The following is a 24,976-nucleotide window of genomic DNA, read 5'->3' on the forward strand; positions in this document are numbered from 1 at the left end:
CTACCCACTTCGCTCCACTTCCGCACACTATAGAAATGCGCCAGCCCCACCGTCAAGGCACGCAAAAGCGGAAAACTCCTTACAGGACGGCAATTTAGCGAGGTTTCGGAAGGTATTGGGACGGTTTCAGCGGGGCAAGGGGGGAGCAAAATCCAGCACTTACAAGACACTGAACTTCGAACTTAAAGTAATTTGTTAAGAGTAAGATCTTTTCGGTATTTCGAAGGAGGGACAAAGAACGCGGAAGAGCTAACGCGAAGAGAAGGAAAAGCAGAGAGTCGATCTGTAAGCCGGGTTCTGTCGAGGACAGTCATTCATCTACGGCTGCCATCACTGACAGCCTTTAGCAACCTACCCGAATCCGACGCGGGCCACGCCATGGATTCCTATTTGGTCTTGCTCCGAGTGGGGTTTGCCTAGCCACGAACTGTTACCAGTCGTGCGGTGCGCTCTTACCGCACCTTTTCACCCTTACCGGCGCTTGCGCGCTTAGGCGGTTATTTTCTGCGGCACTTTCCGTAGGCTTGCGCCTCCCAGGCGTTACCTGGCACTCCGCCCTATGGAGCCCGGACTTTCCTCCCTCTCAAAATCGTAGAACGAAATGAGACAGCGACTGTCCGATCGACTCTCCGCCGACAAGGTTAACGGCAGGCGCCCTCAAGAACAAGCTCAGGAATCGGCCTGGCGCTCCAACGCGGCTTGATACAACAGGTTCTTGCGCACACCCGTGATCTCCGCAGCCAAGGCGGCAGCCCGCTTGACCGGCAATTCGGCCAGAAGCAGATCCAGCACTCGCAATGCTTCCGCGCTCAATGCACCCTCGCCCTCCGGCGCCTGCCAGCCGCCGACCAAGACCACGCACTCACCCCGCTGCTGGTTCGAGTCCGCCGCCACCCAGCCGCACAATTCTTCCAATGGCGCCCCCTTCAAGGTCTCGAAGGTCTTGGTCAGCTCCCTTGCCAGCACTGCAGGACGGTCGCCACCGAATACGCCACGCATGTCCTCCAGGGACTCCAGGAGACGATGAGGCGCTTCATAGAAGATGAGCGTTCGCGGCTCCTCCTTTAAGGCCTCCAGCCGCCCACGACGAGCAGTCGCCTTGGCAGGCAGAAAACCCTCGAAGATGAATCGATCCGAAGGCAGGCCAGCGGACGACAGCGCCGCGATGAGCGCACAGGCGCCCGGCACGGGCACAACAGGAATGCCTGCCGCACGGGCTTGACGCACCAAATGGAACCCCGGGTCGGAAATCAGCGGAGTACCCGCGTCGGAAATCAGCGCCACATCATCCCCGGCCTGCAGACGCGCCAGGAAGCGCCCGCCCTGGTCGCGCTCGTTGTGCTCATGGCAGGCCGCCAGCGGCGTTTCTATGCCGAAGTGCTGCAATAGACGAACCGAGTGACGCGTATCCTCGGCAGCGACCAGGCTCACCTCCTTAAGCACCCGCAGGGCCCGAGCAGTGATGTCGTCGAGGTTGCCGATGGGCGTTGCGACCACATAAAGCGTGCCGACCGCACTGCCGCTAGCGGGAGAAAGAGTCACAAGGCACCTCGGAAAAGACTGAAAGCGCGCATTGTATCCCGATTCACCGGCCCGACATCGCGCCTCAACCGGGGCTTGGGTACAATCGCACCTTTCTTTAACGAGTATCGGGACCGATAAATGATCGCTTGCCTGCGTCCGCTCTCCGCCCTCTGCCTCGCTGGCCTGCTGGCTGCCTGCGCCAGTTCGCCCTCGTCCAGCCTTGGCGAACTGCCCCGCACGCCCCAGGCCAGCATCGAGCAACTGTTGCAGCAAGCCAGCGAAGCCAAGCCAGAAGAGGCCGTGCTGCTCCGCCTATCTGCTGCCGACCTCGCCTACAAGCAGCAGGACATCGGCCGCTCGGCTCGTATCCTGGAACAGATCCCGCTGGACAGCATGAAGCCAGCGCAGCAGATCTTCGCCAGCACCCTGGCCGCCGAACTGGCAATGGCCCGCAACCAGCCCAAGAGCGCCCTGAAGGCCCTAAGCCACCCGAGCCTCGAGCACCTCGCCGAACTTCCCGTTGACCAGCAGGTGCGCACCCAACTGATTCGCGCCCGCGCCCTGGAAGCCGACGACCAACCCCTCGCAGCCGCTCGCGAGCGCGTATTCATCGCCCCACTACTGAGCGGCGAAGCCGCCAGCAGCAACCACGAAGCCATCTGGGCGCTGGTCTCCAGCCTCCCACTCGATCAACTGCAAGGTGGGGGCGACAAGGATCTGGCCGGCTGGCTTGAACTGGTGCGCCTGACCAAGACCTCCTCGACGCTGGAACAGCAACAAGCCGCCATCGACAACTGGCGCGCACAGAATCCAGACCATCCGGCCGCCAAACAATTGCCCCAAGCCCTGACCAAGCTGAAAGAAATTGCCGGTCAGCCACTGACCAAGATCGCCTTGCTGCTACCTCAGGAAGGCCAGCTGGCTTCAGTCTCTCGCGCCCTGCGGGATGGATTCCTAGCAGCCCACTACCAGGCCAAGCAAGCCGGACAGCCGCAACCGACCATCGAAATCTACGACAGCTCCAAGTTGACTTCCATCGACGACTTCTACCGCCAGGCTCAAGCTGATGGCGTGCAGCTTGTCGTGGGTCCGCTTGAGAAGCCGCTCGTCAAACAGCTCAGCACGCGCGAGCAACTCCCGATCACCACTCTCGCCCTGAACTACAGCGACTCCGGCCAGGAAGCCCCTGCCCAGCTATTCCAATTCGGCCTTGCAGCCGAAGACGAAGCCCGCGAAGTAGCCCGCCGCGCCTGGGCCGATGGCATGCGCAGTGCCGTTGCGCTGGTCCCCCGCAGCGAGTGGGGCGATCGCGTACTGCGCGCGTTCCAGCAGAGCTGGCAAGCCGAAGGTGGCCGCCTGATCGCTGCAGAACACGTTGACCAGCCAGTAGCCCTGGCCCAACAGATCGCCGACCTGTTCCAACTCCGCCAGAGTGAAGCGCGTGCCAAGCGCTTGCAGGGCACCCTGGGTGTTCCGGTAGCTGCCCAACCGGCGCGCCGCCAGGACGTCGACTTCATATTCCTCGCCGCAACGCCGCAGCAAGCCCAGCAGATCAAGCCGACGCTGGCCTTCCAGTACGCAGGCGACGTGCCCGTCTACGCCACCTCCCACCTCTATTCGGCGAGCAATGACCCGGCCCAGTACCAGGATCTCAACGGCATTCGTTTCTGCGAAACACCCTGGCTACTGAACGGCGACGACCCGCTCCGCCAGCAGGTAGGCAGCCAATGGCCCCAGGCCGGTGGCAGCCTGGGCCGCCTCTATGCAATGGGTGCCGATGCCTATCGCCTGGCTCCGCGCCTGGCACAGCTGAAGGCCCTGCCGGAAACCCAGGTGGATGGCCTTTCCGGCCGCCTAAGCCTCAACCCCGCCCGTCGCGTCGAGCGCCAGCTTCCCTGGGCCGAGTTCCGCGACGGGCAGGTGCAGCCCCTGAAAGACAGCGACTCTTGACTGACCGGCGTGCTCGCGGGCAAGCGGCGGAGACCCTTGCCCGCAACCACCTTGAAGCCAACGGACTGCGCTTGCTGTCCCAGAACTGGCTATGCCGACGCGGTGAGCTCGATCTGGTCATGCTCGACGGCGATACAGTAGTATTCGCCGAAGTCCGCTACCGGCGTCATGCCGGCTGGGGCGGCGCCCTCGAGAGCGTCGATGCCCGCAAGCGCGAAAAACTGGCATACGCCGCCCAGCAGTTCCTCCAACAGGAATCCCGCTGGGCAAAATACCCTTGTCGATTTGATGTGATTGCCGTCGACGCAATGGACGGTGATTCGCCCCCGCGACTGACCTGGCTGAAGAATGCCTTCGACACCTGATCGGTCGCCCCACTGAAGGTCTAACCCGATGGACATGCAACCCCGTATTCGCCAACTCTTCCAGGCCAGCATCGACACCAAGCTGCAGGCCATGGAACTGCTGGCCCCGCACATCGAGCACGGCAGCATGGTGATGGTCCACGCGCTGCTCAATGAGGGCAAGATACTGTCCTGCGGCAACGGCGGCTCGGCCGGCGACGCCCAGCACTTCTCCTCGGAACTGCTCAATCGCTTCGAACGAGAGCGCCCGAGCCTGCCCGCAATTGCCTTGACGACGGACAGCTCGACCATTACCTCCATCGCCAACGACTACAGCTACAACGAAGTCTTTTCCAAGCAGATCCGCGCCCTGGGCCAACCTGGTGACGTGCTGCTAGCCATCTCGACCAGCGGCAACTCCGCCAATGTGATCCAGGCTATCCAGGCCGCTCACGACCGCGAAATGGTGGTCGTTGCCCTGACCGGCCGCGACGGCGGCGGAATGGCCTCCTTGCTGCTGCCGGAGGATGTGGAAATTCGTGTGCCTTCCAAGATCACCGCCCGTATCCAGGAAGTGCACCTGCTGTCCATCCACTGCCTCTGCGACCTGATCGACCGTCAACTGTTTGGGAGTGAAGAATGATCCGTTCGCCACTGATACTCGCCGGCCTTGCCCTCTGCCTCGCGCTCTCCGGCTGCGGCGGCCGCACCATCGGCAAGACCATCGATGACCAGTCCATGCCGTCGAAGGTGCGCGCCAAGGTCGAAGCGGCCAGTCCTGACCTGAAAACCAACTCGCACATCGTCGTCTCCAGCTACAACGGCGTCGTACTGCTTGCTGGCCAGACGCCGCGCGCCGATCTCAAGGACCTGGCCGGCCAGGCAGCTCAGTCCGCACAAGGCGTGCGCCGCGTACACAACGAATTGCAGGTGCTGCCGCCCTCCTCGACCCTGGCGCGCATGAACGACAGCACCATCACCACCAAGATCACCACCCAACTGCTGGCCGACAGCAAGGTCCCCAGCTCGCAGATCAAGGTCATAACCGAGAACGGCATCGTCTATCTGCTGGGCCTGGTTACTCGCCAGGAAGCCCAGTTGGCCACCAGCATCGTGCAGAGTGTTTCCGGCGTGCAGAAGATCGTCCGACTCTTCGAATACACCAACTGACCTTGCGGCAAACATGAAAAAGGCGATCCGAAGATCGCCTTTTTTTGTTACTTGACCACTTTCAGACTGGGCCGACCGCTGGGGCGCGAGGGCTCACCTCCCACACCCGGAGGCTCGCCGCCGGACGGACCGTCACCCTCCGGTTCAGGATCATCTCCTGGCAATGGCGGCTCCAGGTCGAAGACCATGCCCTGGCCATTTTCCCGCGCATAGATGGCCATGACCGCAGCGGAAGGAACATAGAGGCTGTGGGCAACACCACCGAAGCGCCCTTCAAAGCTCACTGCATCGTTATCCATGTGCAGATGGCGCACCGCGCTCGGCGAGACGTTGAGCACGATCTGTCCATCATTGGCGTAGCCCGACGGCACGATTACGCCTGGGTGCTCGGCATTGACCAGCAAATGGGGCGTGCAATCGTTGTCGACGATCCATTCGTAGAGGGCACGGACGAGGTAGGGGCGACTGGAATTCATCTTGGTCTCCTCAGCGCATTTCGCGCTCGGCGGCGGACAGGCTGGCCTGGAAGGAGTCACGGGCAAACGCGCGCTCCATGTAGTCCAGAAGAGGCTTGGCCGGCCGCGGCAACTCGATGCCCATCAGGGGAAGGCGCCAGAGAATCGGCAGCAGGCAGCAATCCACCAGGCTGAAATCTTCGCTTAGAAAATACGGCTTGTCCGCAAACAGTGGCGAAACACCAGTCAGACTCTCACGCAATTCCTTGCGCGCAACAGCCTTGTCGGCGTCTTTGTTACGCGGATCGAGGATGCGATCTACCAGCGAACACCAATCGCGCTGCACTCGATGAATGAGCAGACGGGTGTTGGCACGCGCTACGGGATAGACCGGCAGCAGAGGAGGATGGGGATAACGCTCCTCCAGGTACTCCATCACGACAGTGGACTCATAAAGTGCCAGGTCACGATCGACCAAGGTCGGAACGCTGCCGTACGGATTGACCTCAGCCAGCTTGGGCGGGCAGCGGCCTGGCTCGACATTGATGATCTCGGCGGCGACGCCCTTCTCAGCGAGCACGATACGCACGCGATGGGAGTAGTGGTCGGCGGGGTCGGAGTAACAGGCCAGCCTGTTGGTGACGGCCATTGCGTCCTCCTCACATTGGAAAATTTCAGGGGCAGAAAAAGCGCGCGCCCAATAAGGGCGCGCGCTTCTTGCAACGGTGCAGCAGTGTATCAGTGCACGTCCTTCCAGTACTCGCGCTTGAGCAGGTAGGCGAACACGAAGAAGAACGCCAGGTACAGCAGCACGTAGGTACCGATGCGCTGGCTTTCCAGCTTGACCGGGTTGGCGGAGTAGGCGAGGAAGGTAACCAGATTCTGGACCTTCTCGTCGAACTCAGCCTCGGTCAGTTTGCCGGTCTTCGGCATTACGGTCAGCTGATCACAGGCTTCGTGGGTCAGCGGAGCGCCGGTCAGCGGATCGAACTGCTTATTGCCGCCCTCAACCACTTGAACCTGCTTGCAACCAATGACCTGACGGCCCTGCAGGCCGACCAGGACGTTCGGCATGCCGACGTTCGGGAAGACCTTGTTGTTCACGCCCCACGGACGCGCAGGATCCTCATAGAAGGAACGCAGGTAGCTGTACAGCCAGTCAGTGCCGCGTACGCGTGCAACCAAGGTCAGGTCAGGCGGAGCAGCACCGAACCAGGTCTTGGCGTCTTGCGGCTGCATACCAATCTTCATGTGGTCGCCAATCTTGGCGCCAGTGAGGACCAGGTTCTGCAGCATGAGGTCTTCCGGAATGCCCAGATCCTTGCCCACGCGCTCATAGCGCTGGAACTTGGCGCTGTGACAGCCCATGCAGTAGTTCGCGAAAGTACGCGCGCCGTCCTGCATTGCAGCCTTGTCGGTCAGGTCGATGTCGACCTTGTCCAGATGCACGTCATGGCCACCGGCGGCGAAAGACAGAGCCGGCAGCGCAGCGAAAACAAATGCAGCAAATAGCTTTTTCATCAGCCTGTCACCCTTTCCGGTACCGGTTTGGTTTTTTCCATCCTTGTGTAGAACGGCATCAGGATGAAGTACGCGAAGTACAGGATGGTGCACACCTGCGACAGCAGAGTACGGCCCGGAGTCGGCGCCAGAACGCCCAGCACGCCGAGGATGATGAAGGAGATGCAGAACACCAGCAGCCAGATCTTGCTCAGCCAGCCTTTGTAACGCATGGACTTCACCGGGCTGCGATCCAGCCACGGCAGAACGAACAGCACGGCGATCGCAGCACCCATGGCGATAACACCGAGAAGCTTGTCCGGTACCGCACGCAGAATCGCGTAGAACGGAGTGAAGTACCAAACCGGTGCAATGTGCTCAGGAGTCTTGAACGGGTTGGCCTGTTCGAAGTTCGGCTTCTCGAGGAAGTAACCCCCCATCTCCGGGAAGAAGAACACCACGAAGCAGAACACGAAGAGGAACACCACCACGCCGACGATATCTTTCACCGAGTAGTAGGGGTGGAACGCAATGCCGTCCAGCGGAATGCCGTTCTCGTCCTTCTTCTTCTTGATATCCACGCCGTCCGGGTTGTTCGAACCCACTTCGTGCAGCGCCAGGATGTGCAGCACGACCAGGCCGAGCAAGACGATCGGCAGAGCGATCACGTGCAGGGCGAAGAAGCGATTCAGGGTGATGCCCGAAATCAGGTAGTCACCACGAATCCACTGGGTCAGGTCGTCGCCCACGACAGGGATGGCACCGAACAGCGAGATGATCACCTGAGCACCCCAATAGGACATCTGGCCCCAGGGCAGCAGGTAGCCCATGAAGGCCTCGGCCATCAGGGCGAGGTAGATCAGCATGCCGAAGATCCACACCAGCTCACGCGGCTTCTGGTAGGAGCCGTAGAGCAGACCGCGGAACATGTGCAGGTAGACAACGATGAAGAACGCCGATGCACCCGTGGAGTGCAGGTATCGGATGATCCAGCCGTACTCCACGTCGCGCATGATGTACTCAACGGACGCAAAGGCTTCTTCGGCGGACGGAGTGAAGCTCATGGTCAGCCAGATACCGGTGAGGATCTGGTTTACCAGTACCAGCAGTGCCAGCGAACCGAAGAAATAGAAGAAGTTGAAGTTCTTCGGGGCGTAGTACTTGCTCAGATGGTCTTCCCACATCTTGGTCGCGGGGAAGCGCGCATCGACCCATTCCATGAATTTGCTCATCAGGCCTTCTCCTGGTCCACACCGACGACGATGACGTCATCCGACTCGTACGAGTACGGCGGCACCGGCAGGTTCAGAGGCGCGGGCTGCGCCTTGTAGACACGACCGGCGAGATCGTAACGGGAGCCGTGGCAGGGACAGAAGTAGCCGCCTACCCACTCAGCACCCAGGTCAGCCGGGGCAACTTCCGGACGGAAGGACGGCGAGCAGCCAAGGTGGGTGCAGATGCCGACCAGTACCAGGATTTCCGGCTTGATCGAACGGTTTACCGGATCCACATAGGTCGGCTGAACCGACGCTTTGGATTCTGGGTCTGCTATGCGGTCGTGGATCTTTGGCAGGTTCGCCAGGATCTCTTCAGTACGACGCACGATGAACACCGGCTGACCGCGCCATTCGGCAATGATCTGCTGGCCTGCCTCGACCTTGCTTATATTCACCTTGACCGGTGCACCCGCGGCCTTGGCCTTGGCACTGGGCAGCCATGACCCCACGAACGGGACCGCAGCCCCCACCGCTCCCGCCGCACCAACCACGGACGTGGCCGCTACGAGGAAGCGACGCCGGCCTGCATTCACGCCGTCATTGCTCATTCAGTCGTCTCCCATCAGCTTTTGTGGCCTGTTGTTCAGGCCTCTACTAAGTAAAAAATCGAGCCGCGCAAAAAATTCGCCAAATGGTAAAGAAAACCCCCTTTCCTGACAAGGTAATAGCCGGATACAAATAGCCCGAAAGCCTTGATTGGCGGGGGATCCGCATGTGCGACAAGCTGTCGCACGGACAAATTCTTCACGCATAAAAAAACGCCCAGTTCCGAAGAAACTGGGCGCTTTTCGCAAGCGTCGAATTAACGCTTGGAGTACTGCGGACGCTTACGCGCTTTGCGCAGACCGACTTTCTTACGCTCAACTTCGCGAGCATCGCGAGTCACGTAGCCGGCCTTACGCAGCGGGCTGCGCAGGGTCTCGTCGTATTCGATCAGGGCGCGAGTAATGCCGTGGCGGATAGCACCGGCCTGACCGCTTACACCACCGCCAACGACGGTGACATAGATATCGAATTTCTCAACAGTCTCGGTCAGCTCCAGCGGCTGACGCACGACCATGCGAGCGGTTTCGCGGCCGAAGAAAGTATCCAGGCTGCGGTTGTTGATGGAGATCTTGCCAGTACCCGGACGCAGGAAGACGCGTGCGGTAGCAGTCTTACGACGGCCGGTGCCGTAATTTTGAGTCGCCGACATAATGAACTTATCCCGTTAAATCTTCAGTTCTTGGGGCTGCTGAGCGGTGTGCGGGTGAACAGCACCCTTGTACACCTTCAGCTTGCGATACATGTCGCGGCCCAGCGGGTTTTTCGGCAGCATGCCTTTGACCGCGGTCTCGATCACGCGCTCGGGGGCCTTGGCAATCAGCTTCTCGAAGTTGATTTCCTTGATGCCACCCGGGAAACCGGAGTGCGAGTAGTACATCTTGTCGGTGGTCTTGGCACCGGTAACACGAACCTGCTCGGCATTGATCACGACGATGTAGTCGCCGGTATCAACGTGAGGGGTGTATTCGGGCTTGTGCTTGCCACGCAGACGGCTGGCAATTTCGGTGGCCAGACGACCCAGGGTCTGACCTGCAGCGTCGACGACGTACCAGTCGCGCTTAACAGTTTCCGGTTTTGCAGTAAAAGTCTTCATTCGCTATAGCCTCAGGGGCCGCCCTGAAAATTAGACGGCGGATCTTACTGAATAGTGCTCGCCCTGACAAGGTCAGAGACAGCCGGAAACAGACGCTATCGGGGGCTCGGGTCAGCGCGTCCGCTACGGCAAGGGTTGTTCGGCAGGCTAGGCATCCCCGCCTTCCTTCTTCGCAGGCTAGGCATCCCCGCAAAGAAAGCCGCGGAATTATGCCGATTGCAGGAAAAAATTCAACCTGATTTCATGCATCCTTTACAAAAACGCAGGAGGCAGCGATGGAATACCGCCAACTTGGCCGCACTGATCTCAAAGTCAGCAGCCTTTGCCTGGGCACCATGACCTGGGGCGAGCAGAACACCGAGTCAGAAGCCTTCGCCCAGATCGAGCGCGCCAAAGGCTACGGCATTAATTTCATGGACACGGCGGAGATGTACCCGGTACCGCCTCGCGCGGAAACCTATAGCGCCACCGAAACCATCATCGGCAACTGGTTCGCCAAGCATCGTGACCGCGCAGACTGGGTCCTGGCGAGCAAAGTGGCTGGCCCGGGAAATGGCATCAGTCATATTCGCGGCGGCAACCTCAAGCACAACCGAGAGCACATCACCGCCGCCCTGGATGCCAGCCTCAAACGCCTGCAGACCGATTGGATCGACCTCTACCAACTGCACTGGCCTGAGCGCAGCACCAACTTCTTCGGCCAGCTCGGCTACCAACACAAGGACGAAGCGTTCACCCCCCTTCAGGAAACCCTCGAGGTGCTCGGCGAACAGGTCAAGGCGGGCAAGATCCGCCACATCGGCCTGTCCAACGAAACGCCCTGGGGCACCATGAAGTTCCTCCAGCTCGCCGATCAGCTCGGCCTGCCACGCGTCGCTTCCATCCAGAACCCCTACAACCTGCTCAACCGCAGCTTCGAAGTGGGCCTGGCGGAAGTGGCGATGCGCGAGCAATGCGGCCTCCTCGCCTAATCCCCCATGGCATTCGGCATGCTTTCCGGCAAGTACGAGAACGGTGCTCGCCCTGCGAACGCCCGGATAACCCTGTTCAGTCGCTTCACCCGCTACACCAACCCGCAGTCTCAGGCAGCCTGCTCGCGTTACGTGCAACTCGCTAGGGAACACGGTCTGGATCCAGCGCAGATGGCGCTTGCCTTTGTCACTGCCCAACCTTTCGTGACCAGCAACATCATTGGCGCCACTTCCCTTGAGCAATTGGAGACAAACCTGCGCAGTACCGAGCTGAGACTTTCCGAAGGCGTTCTGGAAGGCATTGCCGCCATCCACAAGGACCAACCGAACCCGGCTCCCTGAGAACAAGAAAGCCCGGCAATCGCCGGGCTTCTTGCTTTTGCAGAGGTAGGTCAAACCAGGGAACGGGCGATGATCTCCTTCATGATCTCGTTGGTACCGGCATAAATCCGCTGCACCCGCGCATCCGCCCAGGCCCGAGCTACCGCGTATTCCCACATGAAACCGTATCCACCGTGCAGCTGCACGCATTCGTCCAGCACCTTGCACTGGAGGTCAGTACCCCAGTACTTGAGCATCGCCGCCGTCGGCACATCCAGCTTGCCTTGCAGGTGCAGCTCCAGGCAGCGATCAACGAAAACGCGGCCGATCTGGATCTCCGTTGCCATCTCCGCCAGCTTGAAACGGGTGTTCTGGAACTCGGCGACAGATTTACCGAACGCCTTGCGCTCACGTGTGTAGTCCAGGGTCCAGTTAAGCGCCGCTTCGGCCGACGCCAGGGCACCGATGCCGACGGTCAGGCGCTCCTGAGGAAGCTCCTGCATCAGATAGGCGAATCCCATGCCGGCCTGTCCTAGCAGGTTTTCCTTTGGAACCCGAACATCCTGGAAGAACAGCTCGGATGTGTCCTGAGCCTTCATGCCGACCTTTTCCAGCCGCTTGCCCTTGGCAAAGCCGGGGGTTCCCGCCTCGACCAGGAATAGGCTGGTGCCTTTCGCCCCCGCCTTCGGGTCGGTCTTGGCGACCACGATCACCAGATCAGCGAGGAAGCCGTTGGTAATGAATGTCTTGGAGCCGTTGATGACGTAATCGTCGCCGTCCAGTACCGCAGTGGTTTTCACGCCCTGGAGGTCAGAACCGGCACCGGGCTCAGTCATGGCAATGGCCGTCACCAGCTCACCACTGACCAGTCTGGGTAGATACTTCAGCTTCTGCGCCTCGGAACCGTAATGAAGGATGTACGGTGCAACGATGTCGGAATGCAGGGAGAAGCCGATACCAGTCAGACCCAGGCGGCCGATCTCTTCGATCACCACCGCACTGTAGAGAAAGTCGGCGCCCATCCCGCCGTACTCTTCCGGGATATGCGAGCAAAGCATTCCGGCCTCACCCGCCTTGTTCCATAGGGTGCGATCGATGTGGCCGTCCTTTTCCCACTGGTGGTGGTAAGGCACTGCCTCCTGCTCGAGGAACTTGCGCACACTGTCGCGGAATAGTTCGTGATCGGAGCTGAACAGGGTTCTTGGGATCATGGCATCACCTTGGAATGACACTGCGTGTCGTATGGGGTCAGAGGCAACCGACTCTAGGCCAGTCCCCTCCCCCGCCACACTGGACACTTAGGACAAAAAATAAGACGATCCAGCCGCAGAATGACCGCTTTCCCCTAATAAGAACAACACCATGAGTATTACGCAGTCCCCCAACCTTCGACAGGTCAGCATCCTGGCCATCGATGGCGTCTTCGCCTCCACCCTCATGCAGGCCAAGGACTTCTTCCACATGGCCAGCTTGCGCTTCGGCAAGCTCCAGGGTAAAGGCCTCACACCTGCTTTCCGGACCCGCCTGGTCAGCCCTGATGGCCTGCCAGTCGACAGCTTCAGCGACGTGAAAGTCCCAGTCGACGGGCCGCTGGACGACGCAGAGATCATCATCATCCCTGCCTTCTGGGGCGACTTCGATGCCCTGCTATCTCGTTATCCGCAAGTCTGCGAATGGCTGCGCGCGCGTCACGCCGCCGGCAGCGCCATCTGTGGCGAGGCCACCGGTGTGTTCTGGATGGCCCAAGCGGGGCTTCTGGATGGAAAGGAAGCCACTACTTACTGGCGCTTCTTTGGTGAGTTCGCCGAACGCTTCCCCAGGGTATTGCTGAACCAGGACAAGCATCTTTCCGACGCCGACAACCTCTACTGCGCCGGCGGCGTCACCTCGGCCTGCGATCTCTATATCTACCTGATCGAACGCTTCTGTGGCGCCGGCATCGCTCAGGCGGTGGCCCGTGACATTCTCTATGAAGTCCAACGCAGCTATACCCCGGGCCGCATCGGCTTCGGCGGACAGAAGCTGCACCACGACATGACCATCCTGCAGATCCAGCAATGGCTGGAAGACCACTTCGCCGACAAATTCCGCTTCGAGGACGTGGCCCGCGACCACGGTATGAGCATTCGCAACTTCATGCGGCGCTTCCAGGCAGCCACTGGCGACAAGCCCCTGCATTACCTTCAAAGGTTACGCATCGAAACAGCAAAGGGGCTTCTTTCGGGTACGCGCAAGAGCATCAAGACCATCAGTTACGAGGTGGGCTACGACGACGCCAGCTTCTTCGCCCGCCTGTTCCGCCAGCACACCCAGCTCTCTCCGAACCAATACCGGCACCAGTACCAGCAGAAAGGTGAGTGAAGCGGAGTTCGCTCACGCTCAGCTCATGCACCTGCCGCTGCAGCAGTCCCGCTGGCGCTAGCCAGCGATTCCGCCACCTCCTGGCACTGCCATCCCAAGGATGGGTTGGCCCCATGCCTCATCGCCCTATGATCGGCCCATGCCCGAACGGGTTGCCCAGACCCCGCGCCTGTCATCGCGCGGGAGGAAAACAACAAGAAAAGGTCCATCGCCATGCGCCGCTACCTGCTTGCACTGCTGGCCGCCTGCAGCCTCACCGCTGTGGCGGATGAAAACTGGAAACCCTTCCCCTACGACAAGGCCGCCTATGACTACTCCGGCGACAAGCTGCGCGAAGCCTGGCCGCGCCTGACTCGCGGATTCGGTCCCAACTACCCCTATCCGGATGCCGACTGGGTCGTGACCATGGCCAGCCAGTACCCCAAGGCCCTCGAACTGACCGTGACTGGAAATACCGGCTTCACCGGCAAGCCCGAGGAAGCCGAAGCCTACGCAGCGAAGCTCCAGGATGTCTGGCGCCTGATGTTCCGTGGTGACTTTGCCCAGGCCAAGAAGCAGGGACTCGCCCTGGGTGTTGGTGGCCAGGTGCCGGCAATGTTCGCCCAGGTGGTCTACGCCATGTTTCTCGTACCGGACCAGGAGGAGAAGCATCGCCTGCTGGAGGAAGTGATCCGCTACACCGATGAAGCCGGCGACCTGGTCAAGGCCGATGTGGTCGCACAGTTCGGTCGCGCCTATGCCAAGGCCCGGTTGGGCGAAGAGCTGCCGGTACCGGTGGTGCTCAAGCGCGGGTATACCAGCCAAATCCCCGATGAACTGGATGCCCTGTTGAAGACGCAGCCTGGGCAACCCTTCGCCCTGGCCCTCTACGGTGGCTACGAAGCCGGTGTCATTCGCAAGGTGGGCAAGCTGGTGGGCAAGATGACCTACGGAGTCAGCTCGGACAAGATGGAGCAGTACTTCGCCCGCTCCTTCAAGGCCATCGACGATTTGCCCATAGGCCACTACGAATACGCCAACGCCCTGGAGTACGTATACGGCGAGGACGAGGAAGCCAGGGTCCTGGAGCACCTGAAAAAGGCGGTGGCGATCAAGCCGATCAACGCCATGGAAGCCCTGGAAGTGGCTCATGCACAGAGGTTGCTGAAACAGCAGGAACAGAAGCTGGCGCAGAACTGACACACCAGCGGAAATGAAAAAGGCTGCCTTCAGGCAGCCTTTTTTCGTACGCATCTCAGGGTTTGTGAGGCCGCGAAAGGAACTCGTGCGATTGCATCTCCAGCAGCCGGCTCAACGTACGCTGGAACTCGAAATTCAATCGGCCACCGGAATAGAGATCCTTCAGCTCCACCTCGGCGGAAATGATCAGTTTCACGTTGCGATCGTAGAACTCGTCCACCAGGTTGATGAAGCGGCGCGCCATGTCGTCCTTGGCCACGCCCATCTGCTCGACGTTGGCGAGGATCACCGCGTGGAAGATCTTGCCAAGCTCAATGTAGTCGTTCTGGCTGCGCGGACCGTCGCAGAGTTCGCGGAACTCGAACCAGGCAACGTCTTCGCAGACGCGGACGGCTCGGATCTCGCGGTTTTCGATCATCAGGGCTTCGTTTTCCTGCGCCATGGTGCAGTCCGGCAAGAGGCTCTTGAAGCTGCGACTCAGGCTGGCTTCGGCTTCAGCGTCCAGCGGGAAGTGGAACAGCTCGGCCTGCTCCAAGGCGCGCAGGCGGTAGTCCACGCCGCTGTCGACGTTGACGATGTCGGTGTGCTCCTTGAGCAGAGCAATCGCCGGCAGGAAGCGCGCACGCTGCAGGCCATCCTTGTAGAGGCCGTCGGGAACGATGTTGGAAGTCGCCACCAGACTGACACCATTCTTGAACAGCTCCTCGAGGAGCGTGGCCAGGATCATGGCGTCGGTAATATCGGAGACGAAGAATTCGTCGAAGCAGATTACCCGGGCCTCGTCGGCAAATCGCTTGCCGATGATGGTCAGCGGGTTCTTCTCGCCCTTGAGGGTTTTCATCTCCTCGTGGACGCGCTTCATGAAGCGGTGGAAGTGGGTACGCATCTTCTGCTTGAACGGCAGTGCCTCGTAGAAGGTATCCACCAGGTAGGTCTTGCCGCGACCCACGCCACCCCAGAAGTACAGGCCCTTCACCGGACCTTGGCGCTTCTTGCCGAACAGACTGCCCAGCAATCCGGGCTTGCTGCGTTCATCGGCGATCAGGTCGTCATACAGCCGCTGCAAATGGCGAACGGCGGTTTCCTGCGCGGCATCGTGGAAAAAATCCGGCCGCTTGAGATCGGACTGGTAGCGCTCGAGGGGGGTCATGATCGATAGCAAGGCAACGAAAAACGGGGCAGGTACTTTAGAGCCTGCCCCGTCGATTGGCAATTGGCCGGCTGAACCGGCCGCTGGAAAGACAGTTATTCCTGGGGGGCGAGAGCCGAGTAGAGGCGCTGGATCGCCGCATCTCGGGCCGCAGCATCGGCGAACGCCGGGCTGGAGGCCACTTGCTCATCGTCCAGCCAGATGCCGAACGCGTCTTCTTCCACACGCAGATCCAGCTCATCGCCCGACTGCAGGCGCTTGCTGGCCTGGCCAGCTGCTTTGCCGTCGGCAAAAGATCGCGAGAGCAGCAACTGCTCGCCATCGGCGTCCAGCAGGCGGAAGCGGAAGCTGCCATCTTCATCGCGGAAGCTGACGAAACGGGCGCTCTTGGCGGCCTTCTTCTTGGTGTCGCCGCCGGCCTGCACGTTGGTGCGGAAGGAACGCAGGCCGACCGCCTCACGCAGCTCGTTGAGGAAAGGCGTAGCGATCTTGCGAGCCTTGGCGGCGCCAGCTAGGAGAATGTCTTCCAGATCGGATGGACGCTCGATCAGTGCGTGATAGCGCTCGCGAGCCTCACCCAGTTCGTTGTCCAGCAATTGGAACAGGCGCTGCTTGGCTTCACCCCAAGCGAGGCCCGCCAGCAGGTCGGCGCGGAACTCGGCCAGCTGCACTGGAGTGGCGAAGGCCTGGTAGAGGGTGAACAGGTGGGCGTTGTCCGGATCCTTCGGTTCACCCGGCGCGCGGGAGTCGGTGACGATACGGGCAATGGCGTCCTTCAGTTGCTTGGCACTGCCGAACAGCGGAATGGTGTTGTCGTAGCTCTTCGACATCTTGCGGCCATCGAGACCGGGCAGGGTCGCCACTTCTTCCTCGATCACCGCCTCGGGCAGCGTGAAAAACTCACGGCCAGCGCCGAACAGGTGGTTGAAGCGCTGACCGATGTCGCGGGCCATCTCCACGTGCTGGATCTGGTCGCGCCCTACCGGCACCTTGTGCGCGTTGAACATCAGGATGTCCGCAGCCATCAGCACCGGGTAGCTGTACAGGCCCATGGTGACACCTGCGTCCGGGTCTTCACCGTTCTCCAGGTTCTTGTCCACGGAAGCCTTGTAGGCGTGCGCGCGGTTCAACAGCCCCTTGGCACTGACGCAGGTAAGCAGCCAGGTGAGTTCGGGAATTTCGGGAATGTCGGACTGGCGATAGAAGGTCGCCTTGTCGGTATCCAGGCCACAGGCCAGCCAGGTGGCGGCGATTTCAAGCCGCGAGCGCTGGATACGGGCCGGGTCGTCGCACTTGATCAGTGCGTGGTAGTCGGCCAGGAAGTAGAAGGAGTCGACGTCGCTGGCGCGGCTGGCGACGATGGCCGGGCGGATTGCGCCCGCGTAGTTGCCCAGGTGCGGCGTGCCGGTGGTGGTAATGCCGGTAAGGATTCGAGTGCTCATGGAGTTCGCTTGTCGGACTACGTTCAGAATCAGAGACGCGGCAGGACCAGGTCCTTGAGATCGGTCAGCTTGCCGTGGAAGAAGTGCCCGCATTCTGCCACTTTCAGCAGCTCATGGGGACGCGCAAGGCCGGCGGACCAGTCGTAGACCGCCTGGGGTGGGACGACCTCGTCGGCGTCCGGCTGGATGACGGCCAGTTCACCCCTCTCGGGCAACGGGTTGTCCGCAGTCAGGCGCATTACGGCCGGAGCCACCATGAACAGACGCGGAACCGTGATGCCCTGACGTTCCAGACGACCAGCCAGACTGGCCGCAACGAAGCCCCCGAAGGAGAAGCCGAACAGGGTCAGCGTCAGCTCCGGACGTTGCGCACGGAACCAGTGGGCCGCAGCTTCGGCATCGTCCACTTCGCCTGTTCCCATGTCATGACTGCCAGCGCTGGCACCCACGCCACGATAGTTGAATCGCAAGGTGCTGTAGCCTGCGTCACGGGCAGTGCGCTGCAGGGTAGAAACCACTTTGTTGAGCATGGTGCCGCCTTGCACCGGGTTGGGATGACAGATCAGCGCCAGGCCCTTGGCCTCAGGCAAATCAAGATGCAGCGCCTCGAGTTGACCGCATGGGCCATCGAGCAGAAGAGGGTTTTCGCGGATCAACAAGGGAAACTCCGTGACCTCGTGACGGGTCGACTCGTCTTGGATTAGCACAACAGGGCTTGTGTCGCGGTATACAGCGCGGATTCGAGCCGTTAACGTAAAGCAAAGCCGTTTATAGAGGAAGGACTCGTGGAACAGTCGCTCACCGTCTGGTTGTTACCAGCCTTCGCCCTGCTCGCCGGTATCGGCATCGGTTTCCTGATCGCCCGTCTGGTGCCAAATGCGGCTCCAAGCCGGACGCAGCGTCAGCTGGATGATCTGCAGGAACGCTTCGATACCTATCAGAGCGAGGTGGTCACTCACTTCAACACCACCGCCAGCCTGGTGAAAAAGCTCACCCAGAGCTACCAGGAAGTACAGGAGCATCTGTCCGAAGGCGCCAGCCGCCTGGCTCTGGACGAACTGACCCGCCAGCGTCTGCTGGCTGCGCTGCACGCTGACGAGGCTGCCAGCCCACGCGAGCGCCTGACCCCGCCCAAGAGTAACGAAGCACCGAAAGACTATGCACCCAAGGCACCGGACGCCCCCGGCACCCTGGACGAGACTTTCGGCCTTAAAGGCAAGTACTGATTTCCAGCAGGCTGGCCCAACGGCCGGTCTAATCGGAAGGCAATAAAAAGCCCCGCATTTGCGGGGCTTTTTATTGGGCTAGGCGTTAGATCGCACCGCGTTCGCGGAGCACCTCAAGCACCAGCTTCACACCTTCTTCCACATTGACGGACTGAGTATCGATCACCAGATCGGCATTCAGAGGAACATCGTAGGGGAAGGACTCACCCGGGATATTGTCCTGGCCAGCAGCGTAGAGGCCTTGTGGATCACGCTCGCGGCATGCCAGTGGCGATGCCTGCACGTAGACGGTGATCAGGCGGTCGGCACCGATCAGCGCCTTGGCCTGCTCGCGCCCTTCGGCATCCGGCGCCACGAAAGCAGCCAGGGTAACCAGGCCGGCTTCGTTGAACTGACGCGCGACGTGAGCGGCTCGACGCCAGTTCTCAGTGCGCCCAGCTCGATCTTGCGGCAGTCCCTTGTTCAGGTCGTGGCGCAGGTTCTGACCATCAAGCACGTAGACGGCACGCCCCATGTCGAACAGCTTGCGTTCCACGGCATAGGCCAGTGTGCTCTTGCCAGCGCCGGACAGGCCACTGAACAGCACGGTTGCCGGTTGCTGGCCGAACCGAGCGGACCGCTCTTCGCGAGAAACGTGGGCCAGCTTGCCATGGTGGCCAACGACGTTACGGCCCGCCTGCGGGTCGGCAATGATCATGCCGGCGCCGACGGTGCCATTGGTCAGGCGGTCGATAACGATGAAAGCACCAGTCGTGCGGTTCTGCTCGTAGCCATCGAGAGCAACGGAGGCATCCAGGCTGACCTTGACCTTGGCGATCTCGTTCAACTGCAGGCTGCTGGCTGGGGCTTCTTCAAGGGTATTGACGTCCACCTTGTGCACGATGCTCGGGATGGAGCCCGGCACATAGCTGGTTGCGCGCTTGATGTCGTATTTCTTGCCCGGAAGCATGGGCTCCTCGGCCATCCATACCAGCATGGCGTCGAAGCTGTCGGTCACCACGGGACGGTTGTCGGCATGTACCAGCATGTCGCCGCGGGAGACGTCGATCTCGTCTTCCAGGGTCAGGGTAACCGCCTGGCCGGGACCTGCCTGCTCCAGTTCACCTTCGTAGGTGACGATGGACTTGACCCGGCTACCCTTGCCGGACGGCAGGGCTACCACGTCGTCCCCCTTGCGCACGATGCCGCTGGCGAGGGTGCCGGCGAAGCCGCGGAAGTTCAGGTTCGGACGGTTCACGTACTGCACCGGGAAGCGCATATCGGAGACGTTTCGGTCGCCGGCGATTTCCACGGTTTCAAGGATTTCCATCAGCGACTGCCCGGTGTACCAGGGCGAGCGCTCGCTCTTGTTCACCACGTTGTCGCCCTTCAGCGCCGACATCGGCACGAAGTGGATCGAAGTGGGGTTGAGCTTGATGCGTTCGGCAAACTGCAGGTAGTCGGCCTTGATGCTCTCGAACACACCCTGGTCGAAGTCTTTCAGGTCCATCTTGTTGATGGCGACGACGATGTGCTTGATACCCAGCAAGGACGCGATGTAGCTGTGCCGGCGGGTCTGGGTCTGCACGCCGTAGCGGGCATCAACCAGGATGATGGCCAGGTCGCAGGTGGACGCGCCAGTGGCCATGTTACGGGTGTACTGCTCATGGCCGGGCGTGTCGGCGATGATGAACTTGCGCTTGGCGGTGCTGAAGTAGCGGTACGCCACGTCGATGGTGATGCCTTGTTCGCGCTCGGCCTGCAGGCCGTCAACCAGCAGTGCCAGGTCGACATCGTCACCGGTGGTGCCGACTTTCTTGGAGTCGCGGGTAATGGCTTCCAGATGGTCTTCGTAGATCATCTTGGAGTCGTGCAGCAGACGCCCAATCAGGGTGCTCTTGCCGTCGTCGACGTTGCCGCAAGTTAGGAAGCGCAGCAGTTCCTTGCGTTCGTGCTGGGCCAGGTAAGCGAGGATGTCCTCGCTGATCAGATCGGATTGGTGGCTCATGGTGCGGAATCCTTAGAAATAGCCCTGACGTTTCTTCTCTTCCATCGAGCCGGCGGCGTCGTGGTCGATGACCCGCCCCTGGCGTTCGGAAGTACGGGTCAGGAGCATTTCCTGGATGATTTCCGGCAGAGTCGTAGCAGTGGATTCCACCGCACCGGTGAGCGGGTAGCAGCCCAAGGTGCGGAAACGCACCATACGCTTCTCGATGCGTGCTTTCTCTTCGTCGGAGAGATGCTCGAGGATGCGCTCGTCGTCGATCATGATCAGCGTGCCGTTCTTCTCGATGACTTCACGCTCGGCGGCGAAGTACAGCGGGACGATCGGGATCTGTTCCAGATAGATGTACTGCCAGATGTCCAGCTCGGTCCAGTTGGACAGCGGGAAGACGCGGATCGACTCGCCCTTCTTCACCTTGCCGTTGTAGACGTTCCACAGTTCCGGGCGCTGGTTCTTCGGGTCCCAGCGATGCTTGCTGTCGCGGAAGGAGTACACACGCTCCTTGGCGCGGGACTTCTCCTCGTCGCGACGGGCGCCGCCGAAGGCCGCATCGAAGCCGTACTTGTCGAGTGCCTGCTTGAGGCCCTCGGTCTTCATCACGTCAGTGTGCTTCGCGCTGCCATGGGTGAAGGGGTTGATGCCCTGGGCGACGCCTTCCGGGTTCACATGAGTGATCAGGTCCAGGCCCATTTCGGCGACCATCTTGTCGCGAAACTGGTACATCTCCTGGAACTTCCAGCGAGTGTCGACATGCATGACCGGGAACGGCAGCTTGCCAGGGAAGAACGCCTTGCGCGCCAGGTGCAGCATGACGGCGGAGTCTTTACCGATGGAGTAGAGCATCACCGGGTTGTCGAATTCGGCGGCCACTTCACGAATGATGTGGATGCTCTCCGCCTCCAGCTGTTTCAGGTGCGTCAGTTTATCGAGCATGGCTACTCACGAAGGTCTTTCTGATACGACGGCCGGCGGGCCGTGGACGAGCGGGCACTCTATCACAGCAGAAGACTCTAACTGGAGGACGGCTTATACCAAAAAAATATACTTATATAGCCGTACGAATTCAGTGACATAGACGTTGCCAGGACCATTTCACCTGAGCCACGACGCAGCCTCGGAGGGTGCAGCAGCTCGGCGGCTCGCACCTTCCTCGGACTTCTAGAGGGTACGACAGGGCCGGCAGGGCAAACTCAACTCGCGACTTGTGCCTGCGCAGCGGCGCGATAGCATAGCCGGCACATTTTCCTGTCCCGGAAGACTTTCTATGCGCCGCGTCGCTTTCGCCCTGCCTTTGCTCGTCCTGATCTCCGCGTGCAGCAGCAAACCAACTTCCGTCCCAAAGCCGGTCCAGAAGCCAAAGCAACCGACGCTCATAACTCCCAGTGCCCATCCGACATTCGGCTCGGTGCAACCGATCACGCCGCTGCGCGGCGACTTCGCGGGCAACGTCGGTGCCCGGCGCTTCATCGATCGCATGGTCAGCCAGCACGACTTCAATCGCCAGCACCTGCAAGACCTGTTCTCCCAAACCCGCGAACTTGATTGGGTGATCCGCCTGATGGACCGCCAGGCGCCCACCTACACACCGCCCAGTGGCCCCAACGGCGCCTGGCTACGCTACCGAAAGAAATTCATCACACCGGGCAACGTGCGCAACGGCGTGTTGTTCTGGGACCAGCACGAAGCTGATCTGCAGCGCGCCTTCCAAACGTACGGCGTACCGCCGGAAATCATTGTCGGCATCATCGGTGTGGAGACCCGTTGGGGACGCGTAATGGGCAAGACTCGGATCATCGACGCGCTGGCCACCCTTTCCTTCTCTTACCCTCGCCGCGCCGAGTTCTTCAGTGGCGAACTTGAGCAGTTTCTTCTGCAGGCGCGCAAGGAAGGTGACGACCCACTGTCGCTGCGCGGCTCCTATGCCGGCGCGATGGGCTATGGACAGTTCATGCCGACGTCCTTCACCAAATATGCCGTGGACTTCGATGGCAACGGACAACGAGACTTGTGGAACCCCCGCGATGCTATCGGCAGCGTGGCCAACTACTTCAAGCAGCATGGCTGGATCACCGGCGACGCCGTCGCCGTGCGCGCCATCGGCCAGGCGCGCTCGCTGGAAGACGGCTTCAAGACCCAATATCCGGTCAGTGTCCTGACTGCAGCCGGGCTCCGGCCGCAAAGTTCGCTGGGCAATCACCAAAGCGCCAGCCTGCTGCGCCTGGACATGGGCAACACCTACCAGTACTGGTATGGCCTACCAAACTTCTACGTGATCACCCGCTATAACCACAGCACGCACTACGCCATGGCGGTGTGGGAACTGGGCAAGGCGGTGGAGAGCCAACGTCACGGCTCCCGATGAAAAACGGCCGGTTTACTGAGCCGGCCGTTTTTTCTTTGCCATACGAACTCAGGCAGGATTGGCGCAGTCGATGAACAAGTGCTCGATGGCGAAGCGCTTGGCCAGGTAGTCGCCTAGCGCCTGCACGCCATACCGCTCAGTGGCATGGTGGCCGGCGGCGATGAAACTGACACCATTCTCCCGCGCGCTATGCACTGTCTGTTCGGAGACTTCGCCAGTGAGATAGGCATCGACACCCGCAGCAATCGCCTGATCGATATAGCCCTGTCCACCGCCGGTGCACCAGCCGATCCGGCTGATCATGCGATCGCCCTCCACCACCAGGGGTTCACGCCCGAGCACCTCGCGTACGCGACGGGCGAAGTCGGTGGCGGTCATGGGCTCGGCCAGGGAGCCGATCAACCCGACAGTCCGCGGATTATCCGGCTCCAGTGGGCCTTCGACGATGATGTCCAGTTGGCGCGCGAGCTGCACGTTGTTACCCACATCCGGATGCAGATCCAGCGGCAAGTGATAGGCGAGCAGGCTGACGTCATTGGCTAGCAGGGTCTTCAGGCGACGCTGCTTCATGCCCACCACACAGGGGTTCTCGCCTTTCCAGAAGTAGCCGTGGTGCACCAGTACTACGTCCGCCTCAGCCTCCACTGCGGCGTCCAACAACGCTTGGCTGGCGGTGACGCCGGTGACGATCCGGCTGACCTGCGGACGCCCCTCGACCTGCAGGCCGTTGGGGCAGTAATCCTGGATGCGCGCGGCGTTGAGGTAACGGTCCGCTTCTTCTACCAGGGTGTTCAGGGCAATCGCCATGGCATTCCTCACAAGCTGTTGCGGACGGCTCGTTTTTAACAAGCGCCCTCGTATAATGGCGCCACCTTAAGGGGCACCCCTGCCCCCCGCAACCCTCAGGATTCTCCCTCGATGCTCAAGGCCCTGCGATTTTTCAGCTGGCCCCTGATTGTCGGCGTGCTCGCGGCACTGCTGATCATCCAGCAATACCCGGAATGGGTCGGCCTGCCCCGCCAGGAAGTGCATCTGCAGGAGGCCCCCAAGTTCAATTTCACCCGCCAGGGCCCCGACTCTTATGCCGATGCGGTCACCAGTGCATCGCCTGCGGTTGCCAACCTCTACACCACCAAGATGGTGAGCAAGCCGGCGCATCCGCTGTTCGAAGATCCGCAGTTCCGCCGGTTCTTCGGTGACAACCTGCCGCGCCAGCGACGCATGGAGTCCAGCCTGGGTTCGGCGGTGATCATGAGCCCGGAAGGCTACCTGCTGACCAACAACCACGTGACTGCAGGTGCCGACCAGATCGTGGTAGCCCTGAAAGACGGGCGCGAAACCCTGGCACGCCTGGTGGGAAGCGACCCCGAAACCGACCTCGCGGTGCTGAAGATCGACCTCAAGGATCTCCCGCCGATCACCCTCGGCCGCTCGGACAATATCCGCATCGGCGACGTTGCCCTGGCGATCGGTAACCCTTTCGGAGTCGGCCAGACCGTGACCATGGGCATCATCAGTGCCACCGGCCGGAACCAGTTGGGCCTGAACACCTATGAAGACTTCATCCAGACCGACGCCGCGATCAACCCCGGTAACTCCGGCGGCGCGCTGGTGGACGCCAACGGCAACCTGATCGGCATCAACACCGCGATTTTCTCCAAGTCAGGTGGCTCCCAGGGCATCGGCTTCGCCATTCCGGTCAAACTGGCGCTGGAAGTCATGAAGGCGATCGTCGAGCACGGCTCGGTGATTCGCGGCTGGCTAGGCATCGAAGTACAACCCCTGACCCCGGAGCTCGCGGAATCCTTCGGCCTGGAAGGTCGCCCCGGCATCGTAGTCGCCGGCATCTACCGCGACAGCCCAGCCCAACGCGCCACCCTGCAACCCGGTGACATCATTCTCAGCATCGACGGCGAACCGGCTGGTGACGGCCGCCGCTCGATGAACCAGGTGGCGCGTACTCGCCCCGGTGAAAAGGTAAGCATTCAGGTGATGCGCAACGGCCAGGAACTGGAATTGACCGCAGAAGTCGGTGTGCGGCCGCCGCCCAGTAGCAACGGCGGCAGCTGATCGACAAACACGGCGCCTGAGGGCGCCGTTTTCGATTTCTGGGCCAAAGCA

The 24,976-nt window shown here is 60.9% G+C and carries 24 protein-coding genes, 1 other RNA gene and 1 pseudogene; 10 read left to right on the top strand and 16 right to left on the bottom strand.

The window, feature by feature from the left end; translation table 11 throughout:
• Nucleotides 1-270: 270 nt before the first annotated feature.
• Both rnpB and rsmI read right to left on the bottom strand, forming a co-directional pair.
• Nucleotides 271-629, bottom strand: an RNA gene (rnpB, locus tag E8E75_RS16710) — RNase P RNA component class A.
• A 40-nt stretch (nt 630-669) separates the two neighbouring features.
• The gene (gene rsmI / locus E8E75_RS16715) at nt 670-1,542 is read right to left on the bottom strand and encodes a 16S rRNA (cytidine(1402)-2'-O)-methyltransferase (RefSeq protein WP_280359452.1); all 873 of its coding nucleotides are present in this window, start codon (nt 1,540-1,542) and stop codon (nt 670-672) included.
• A gap of 120 nt (nt 1,543-1,662) precedes the next feature.
• Here rsmI and E8E75_RS16720 point away from each other — a divergent pair, with 120 nt between their 5' ends.
• The 4 genes from E8E75_RS16720 to E8E75_RS16735 are packed head-to-tail and all read left to right on the top strand — an operon-like array spanning nt 1,663 to nt 4,988.
• On the top strand, nt 1,663-3,474 hold the full coding sequence (locus E8E75_RS16720; protein ID WP_153922259.1) for a penicillin-binding protein activator: 1,812 nt from the start codon (nt 1,663-1,665) through the stop codon (nt 3,472-3,474).
• Nucleotides 3,471-3,839 (top strand): YraN family protein, encoded by a 369-nt coding sequence (locus E8E75_RS16725; RefSeq protein ID WP_120652871.1) that lies wholly within the window; start codon nt 3,471-3,473, stop codon nt 3,837-3,839. Before E8E75_RS16720 ends, E8E75_RS16725 begins: the two co-directional genes overlap by 4 nt.
• 28 nt (nt 3,840-3,867) lie before the next feature.
• Nucleotides 3,868-4,461: a phosphoheptose isomerase gene (locus E8E75_RS16730; protein WP_069082327.1), complete on the top strand. Its 594-nt coding sequence runs from the start codon at nt 3,868-3,870 to the stop codon at nt 4,459-4,461.
• The gene (locus E8E75_RS16735; protein ID WP_120652872.1) at nt 4,458-4,988 is read left to right on the top strand and encodes a BON domain-containing protein; all 531 of its coding nucleotides are present in this window, start codon (nt 4,458-4,460) and stop codon (nt 4,986-4,988) included. The genes E8E75_RS16730 and E8E75_RS16735 overlap by 4 nt, the downstream gene beginning before the upstream one ends.
• Before the next feature lie 47 nt (nt 4,989-5,035).
• Here the strand turns inward: E8E75_RS16735 and E8E75_RS16740 are convergent, their stop codons facing one another.
• The 7 genes from E8E75_RS16740 to rplM all read right to left on the bottom strand — a co-directional run bounded on the left by E8E75_RS16740 (nt 5,036) and on the right by rplM (nt 9,859).
• Entirely contained in the window at nt 5,036-5,464 is a 429-nt protein-coding gene (locus E8E75_RS16740) for a ClpXP protease specificity-enhancing factor (protein ID WP_120652873.1), read from the bottom strand.
• A 10-nt stretch (nt 5,465-5,474) separates the two neighbouring features.
• The gene (locus E8E75_RS16745) at nt 5,475-6,092 is read right to left on the bottom strand and encodes a glutathione S-transferase N-terminal domain-containing protein (protein WP_120652874.1); all 618 of its coding nucleotides are present in this window, start codon (nt 6,090-6,092) and stop codon (nt 5,475-5,477) included.
• 89 nt (nt 6,093-6,181) lie between these two features.
• The gene (locus E8E75_RS16750; RefSeq protein ID WP_120652875.1) at nt 6,182-6,964 is read right to left on the bottom strand and encodes a cytochrome c1; all 783 of its coding nucleotides are present in this window, start codon (nt 6,962-6,964) and stop codon (nt 6,182-6,184) included.
• On the bottom strand, nt 6,964-8,175 hold the full coding sequence (locus E8E75_RS16755) for a cytochrome bc complex cytochrome b subunit (RefSeq protein WP_120652876.1): 1,212 nt from the start codon (nt 8,173-8,175) through the stop codon (nt 6,964-6,966). The genes E8E75_RS16750 and E8E75_RS16755 overlap by 1 nt, the downstream gene beginning before the upstream one ends.
• The gene (gene petA / locus E8E75_RS16760) at nt 8,175-8,768 is read right to left on the bottom strand and encodes a ubiquinol-cytochrome c reductase iron-sulfur subunit (protein ID WP_120652877.1); all 594 of its coding nucleotides are present in this window, start codon (nt 8,766-8,768) and stop codon (nt 8,175-8,177) included. The genes E8E75_RS16755 and petA overlap by 1 nt, the downstream gene beginning before the upstream one ends.
• 254 nt (nt 8,769-9,022) lie before the next feature.
• Nucleotides 9,023-9,415 carry a 30S ribosomal protein S9 gene (rpsI, locus tag E8E75_RS16765; protein WP_003448478.1) on the bottom strand — a complete coding sequence of 131 codons (393 nt, stop codon included), beginning with the start codon at nt 9,413-9,415 and terminating at the stop codon, nt 9,023-9,025.
• Between the two features lie 15 nt (nt 9,416-9,430).
• Entirely contained in the window at nt 9,431-9,859 is a 429-nt protein-coding gene (gene rplM / locus E8E75_RS16770; protein ID WP_016490991.1) for a 50S ribosomal protein L13, read from the bottom strand.
• Nucleotides 9,860-10,134: 275 nt separating this feature from the next.
• Here rplM and E8E75_RS16775 point away from each other — a divergent pair.
• Nucleotides 10,135-11,172, top strand: a pseudogene (locus tag E8E75_RS16775) (NADP(H)-dependent aldo-keto reductase).
• A 50-nt stretch (nt 11,173-11,222) separates the two neighbouring features.
• Here the strand turns inward: E8E75_RS16775 and E8E75_RS16780 are convergent.
• Nucleotides 11,223-12,362 (bottom strand): acyl-CoA dehydrogenase family protein, encoded by a 1,140-nt coding sequence (locus E8E75_RS16780; protein WP_153922256.1) that lies wholly within the window; start codon nt 12,360-12,362, stop codon nt 11,223-11,225.
• Between the two features lie 250 nt (nt 12,363-12,612).
• Between E8E75_RS16780 and E8E75_RS16785 the strand changes: the two genes are divergently transcribed.
• Nucleotides 12,613-13,512, top strand: a complete 900-nt coding sequence (locus tag E8E75_RS16785; RefSeq protein ID WP_162945902.1) for a GlxA family transcriptional regulator — start codon at nt 12,613-12,615, stop codon at nt 13,510-13,512.
• A 213-nt stretch (nt 13,513-13,725) separates the two neighbouring features.
• Nucleotides 13,726-14,691, top strand: a complete 966-nt coding sequence (locus E8E75_RS16790) for a hypothetical protein (RefSeq protein ID WP_153922252.1) — start codon at nt 13,726-13,728, stop codon at nt 14,689-14,691.
• A 55-nt stretch (nt 14,692-14,746) separates the two neighbouring features.
• On the opposite strand, the gene zapE is transcribed toward E8E75_RS16790, so the two are convergent.
• The 3 genes from zapE to E8E75_RS16805 all read right to left on the bottom strand — a co-directional run bounded on the left by zapE (nt 14,747) and on the right by E8E75_RS16805 (nt 17,942).
• The gene (gene zapE, locus E8E75_RS16795; RefSeq protein WP_120652882.1) at nt 14,747-15,841 is read right to left on the bottom strand and encodes a cell division protein ZapE; all 1,095 of its coding nucleotides are present in this window, start codon (nt 15,839-15,841) and stop codon (nt 14,747-14,749) included.
• A gap of 95 nt (nt 15,842-15,936) precedes the next feature.
• Entirely contained in the window at nt 15,937-17,283 is a 1,347-nt protein-coding gene (locus E8E75_RS16800) for a tryptophan--tRNA ligase (RefSeq protein ID WP_120652883.1), read from the bottom strand.
• Between the two features lie 29 nt (nt 17,284-17,312).
• Nucleotides 17,313-17,942: an alpha/beta fold hydrolase gene (locus E8E75_RS16805; RefSeq protein WP_153922249.1), complete on the bottom strand. Its 630-nt coding sequence runs from the start codon at nt 17,940-17,942 to the stop codon at nt 17,313-17,315.
• Between the two features lie 126 nt (nt 17,943-18,068).
• On the opposite strand from E8E75_RS16805, the gene E8E75_RS16810 reads away from it, so the two are divergent.
• The gene (locus E8E75_RS16810) at nt 18,069-18,509 is read left to right on the top strand and encodes a DUF1043 family protein (RefSeq protein ID WP_028628476.1); all 441 of its coding nucleotides are present in this window, start codon (nt 18,069-18,071) and stop codon (nt 18,507-18,509) included.
• Between the two features lie 85 nt (nt 18,510-18,594).
• Here the strand turns inward: E8E75_RS16810 and cysN are convergent, their stop codons facing one another.
• Together cysN and cysD are read right to left on the bottom strand one after the other, a co-directional pair.
• The gene (gene cysN / locus E8E75_RS16815; RefSeq protein ID WP_120652884.1) at nt 18,595-20,496 is read right to left on the bottom strand and encodes a sulfate adenylyltransferase subunit CysN; all 1,902 of its coding nucleotides are present in this window, start codon (nt 20,494-20,496) and stop codon (nt 18,595-18,597) included.
• A gap of 12 nt (nt 20,497-20,508) precedes the next feature.
• Nucleotides 20,509-21,426 (bottom strand): sulfate adenylyltransferase subunit CysD, encoded by a 918-nt coding sequence (gene cysD, locus E8E75_RS16820; RefSeq protein WP_120652885.1) that lies wholly within the window; start codon nt 21,424-21,426, stop codon nt 20,509-20,511.
• Between the two features lie 331 nt (nt 21,427-21,757).
• Here cysD and mltB point away from each other — a divergent pair, with 331 nt between their 5' ends.
• Nucleotides 21,758-22,855: a lytic murein transglycosylase B gene (gene mltB / locus E8E75_RS16825; RefSeq protein WP_153922247.1), complete on the top strand. Its 1,098-nt coding sequence runs from the start codon at nt 21,758-21,760 to the stop codon at nt 22,853-22,855.
• Nucleotides 22,856-22,903: 48 nt separating this feature from the next.
• Here mltB and E8E75_RS16830 read toward each other — a convergent pair whose 3' ends face one another.
• Entirely contained in the window at nt 22,904-23,662 is a 759-nt protein-coding gene (locus tag E8E75_RS16830) for a Nif3-like dinuclear metal center hexameric protein (protein ID WP_120652887.1), read from the bottom strand.
• A 111-nt stretch (nt 23,663-23,773) separates the two neighbouring features.
• Here E8E75_RS16830 and algW point away from each other — a divergent pair, with 111 nt between their 5' ends.
• A complete protein-coding gene (algW, locus tag E8E75_RS16835) occupies nt 23,774-24,925 on the top strand; it encodes a Do family serine endopeptidase AlgW (protein ID WP_120652888.1) in 1,152 nt (383 codons plus the stop codon).
• The last annotated feature ends 51 nt before the right edge of the window (nt 24,926-24,976 follow it).

Origin of the sequence: Pseudomonas sp. BN606 (genome assembly GCF_029873115.1) — a bacterium.
Taxonomy (GTDB): domain Bacteria; phylum Pseudomonadota; class Gammaproteobacteria; order Pseudomonadales; family Pseudomonadaceae; genus Metapseudomonas.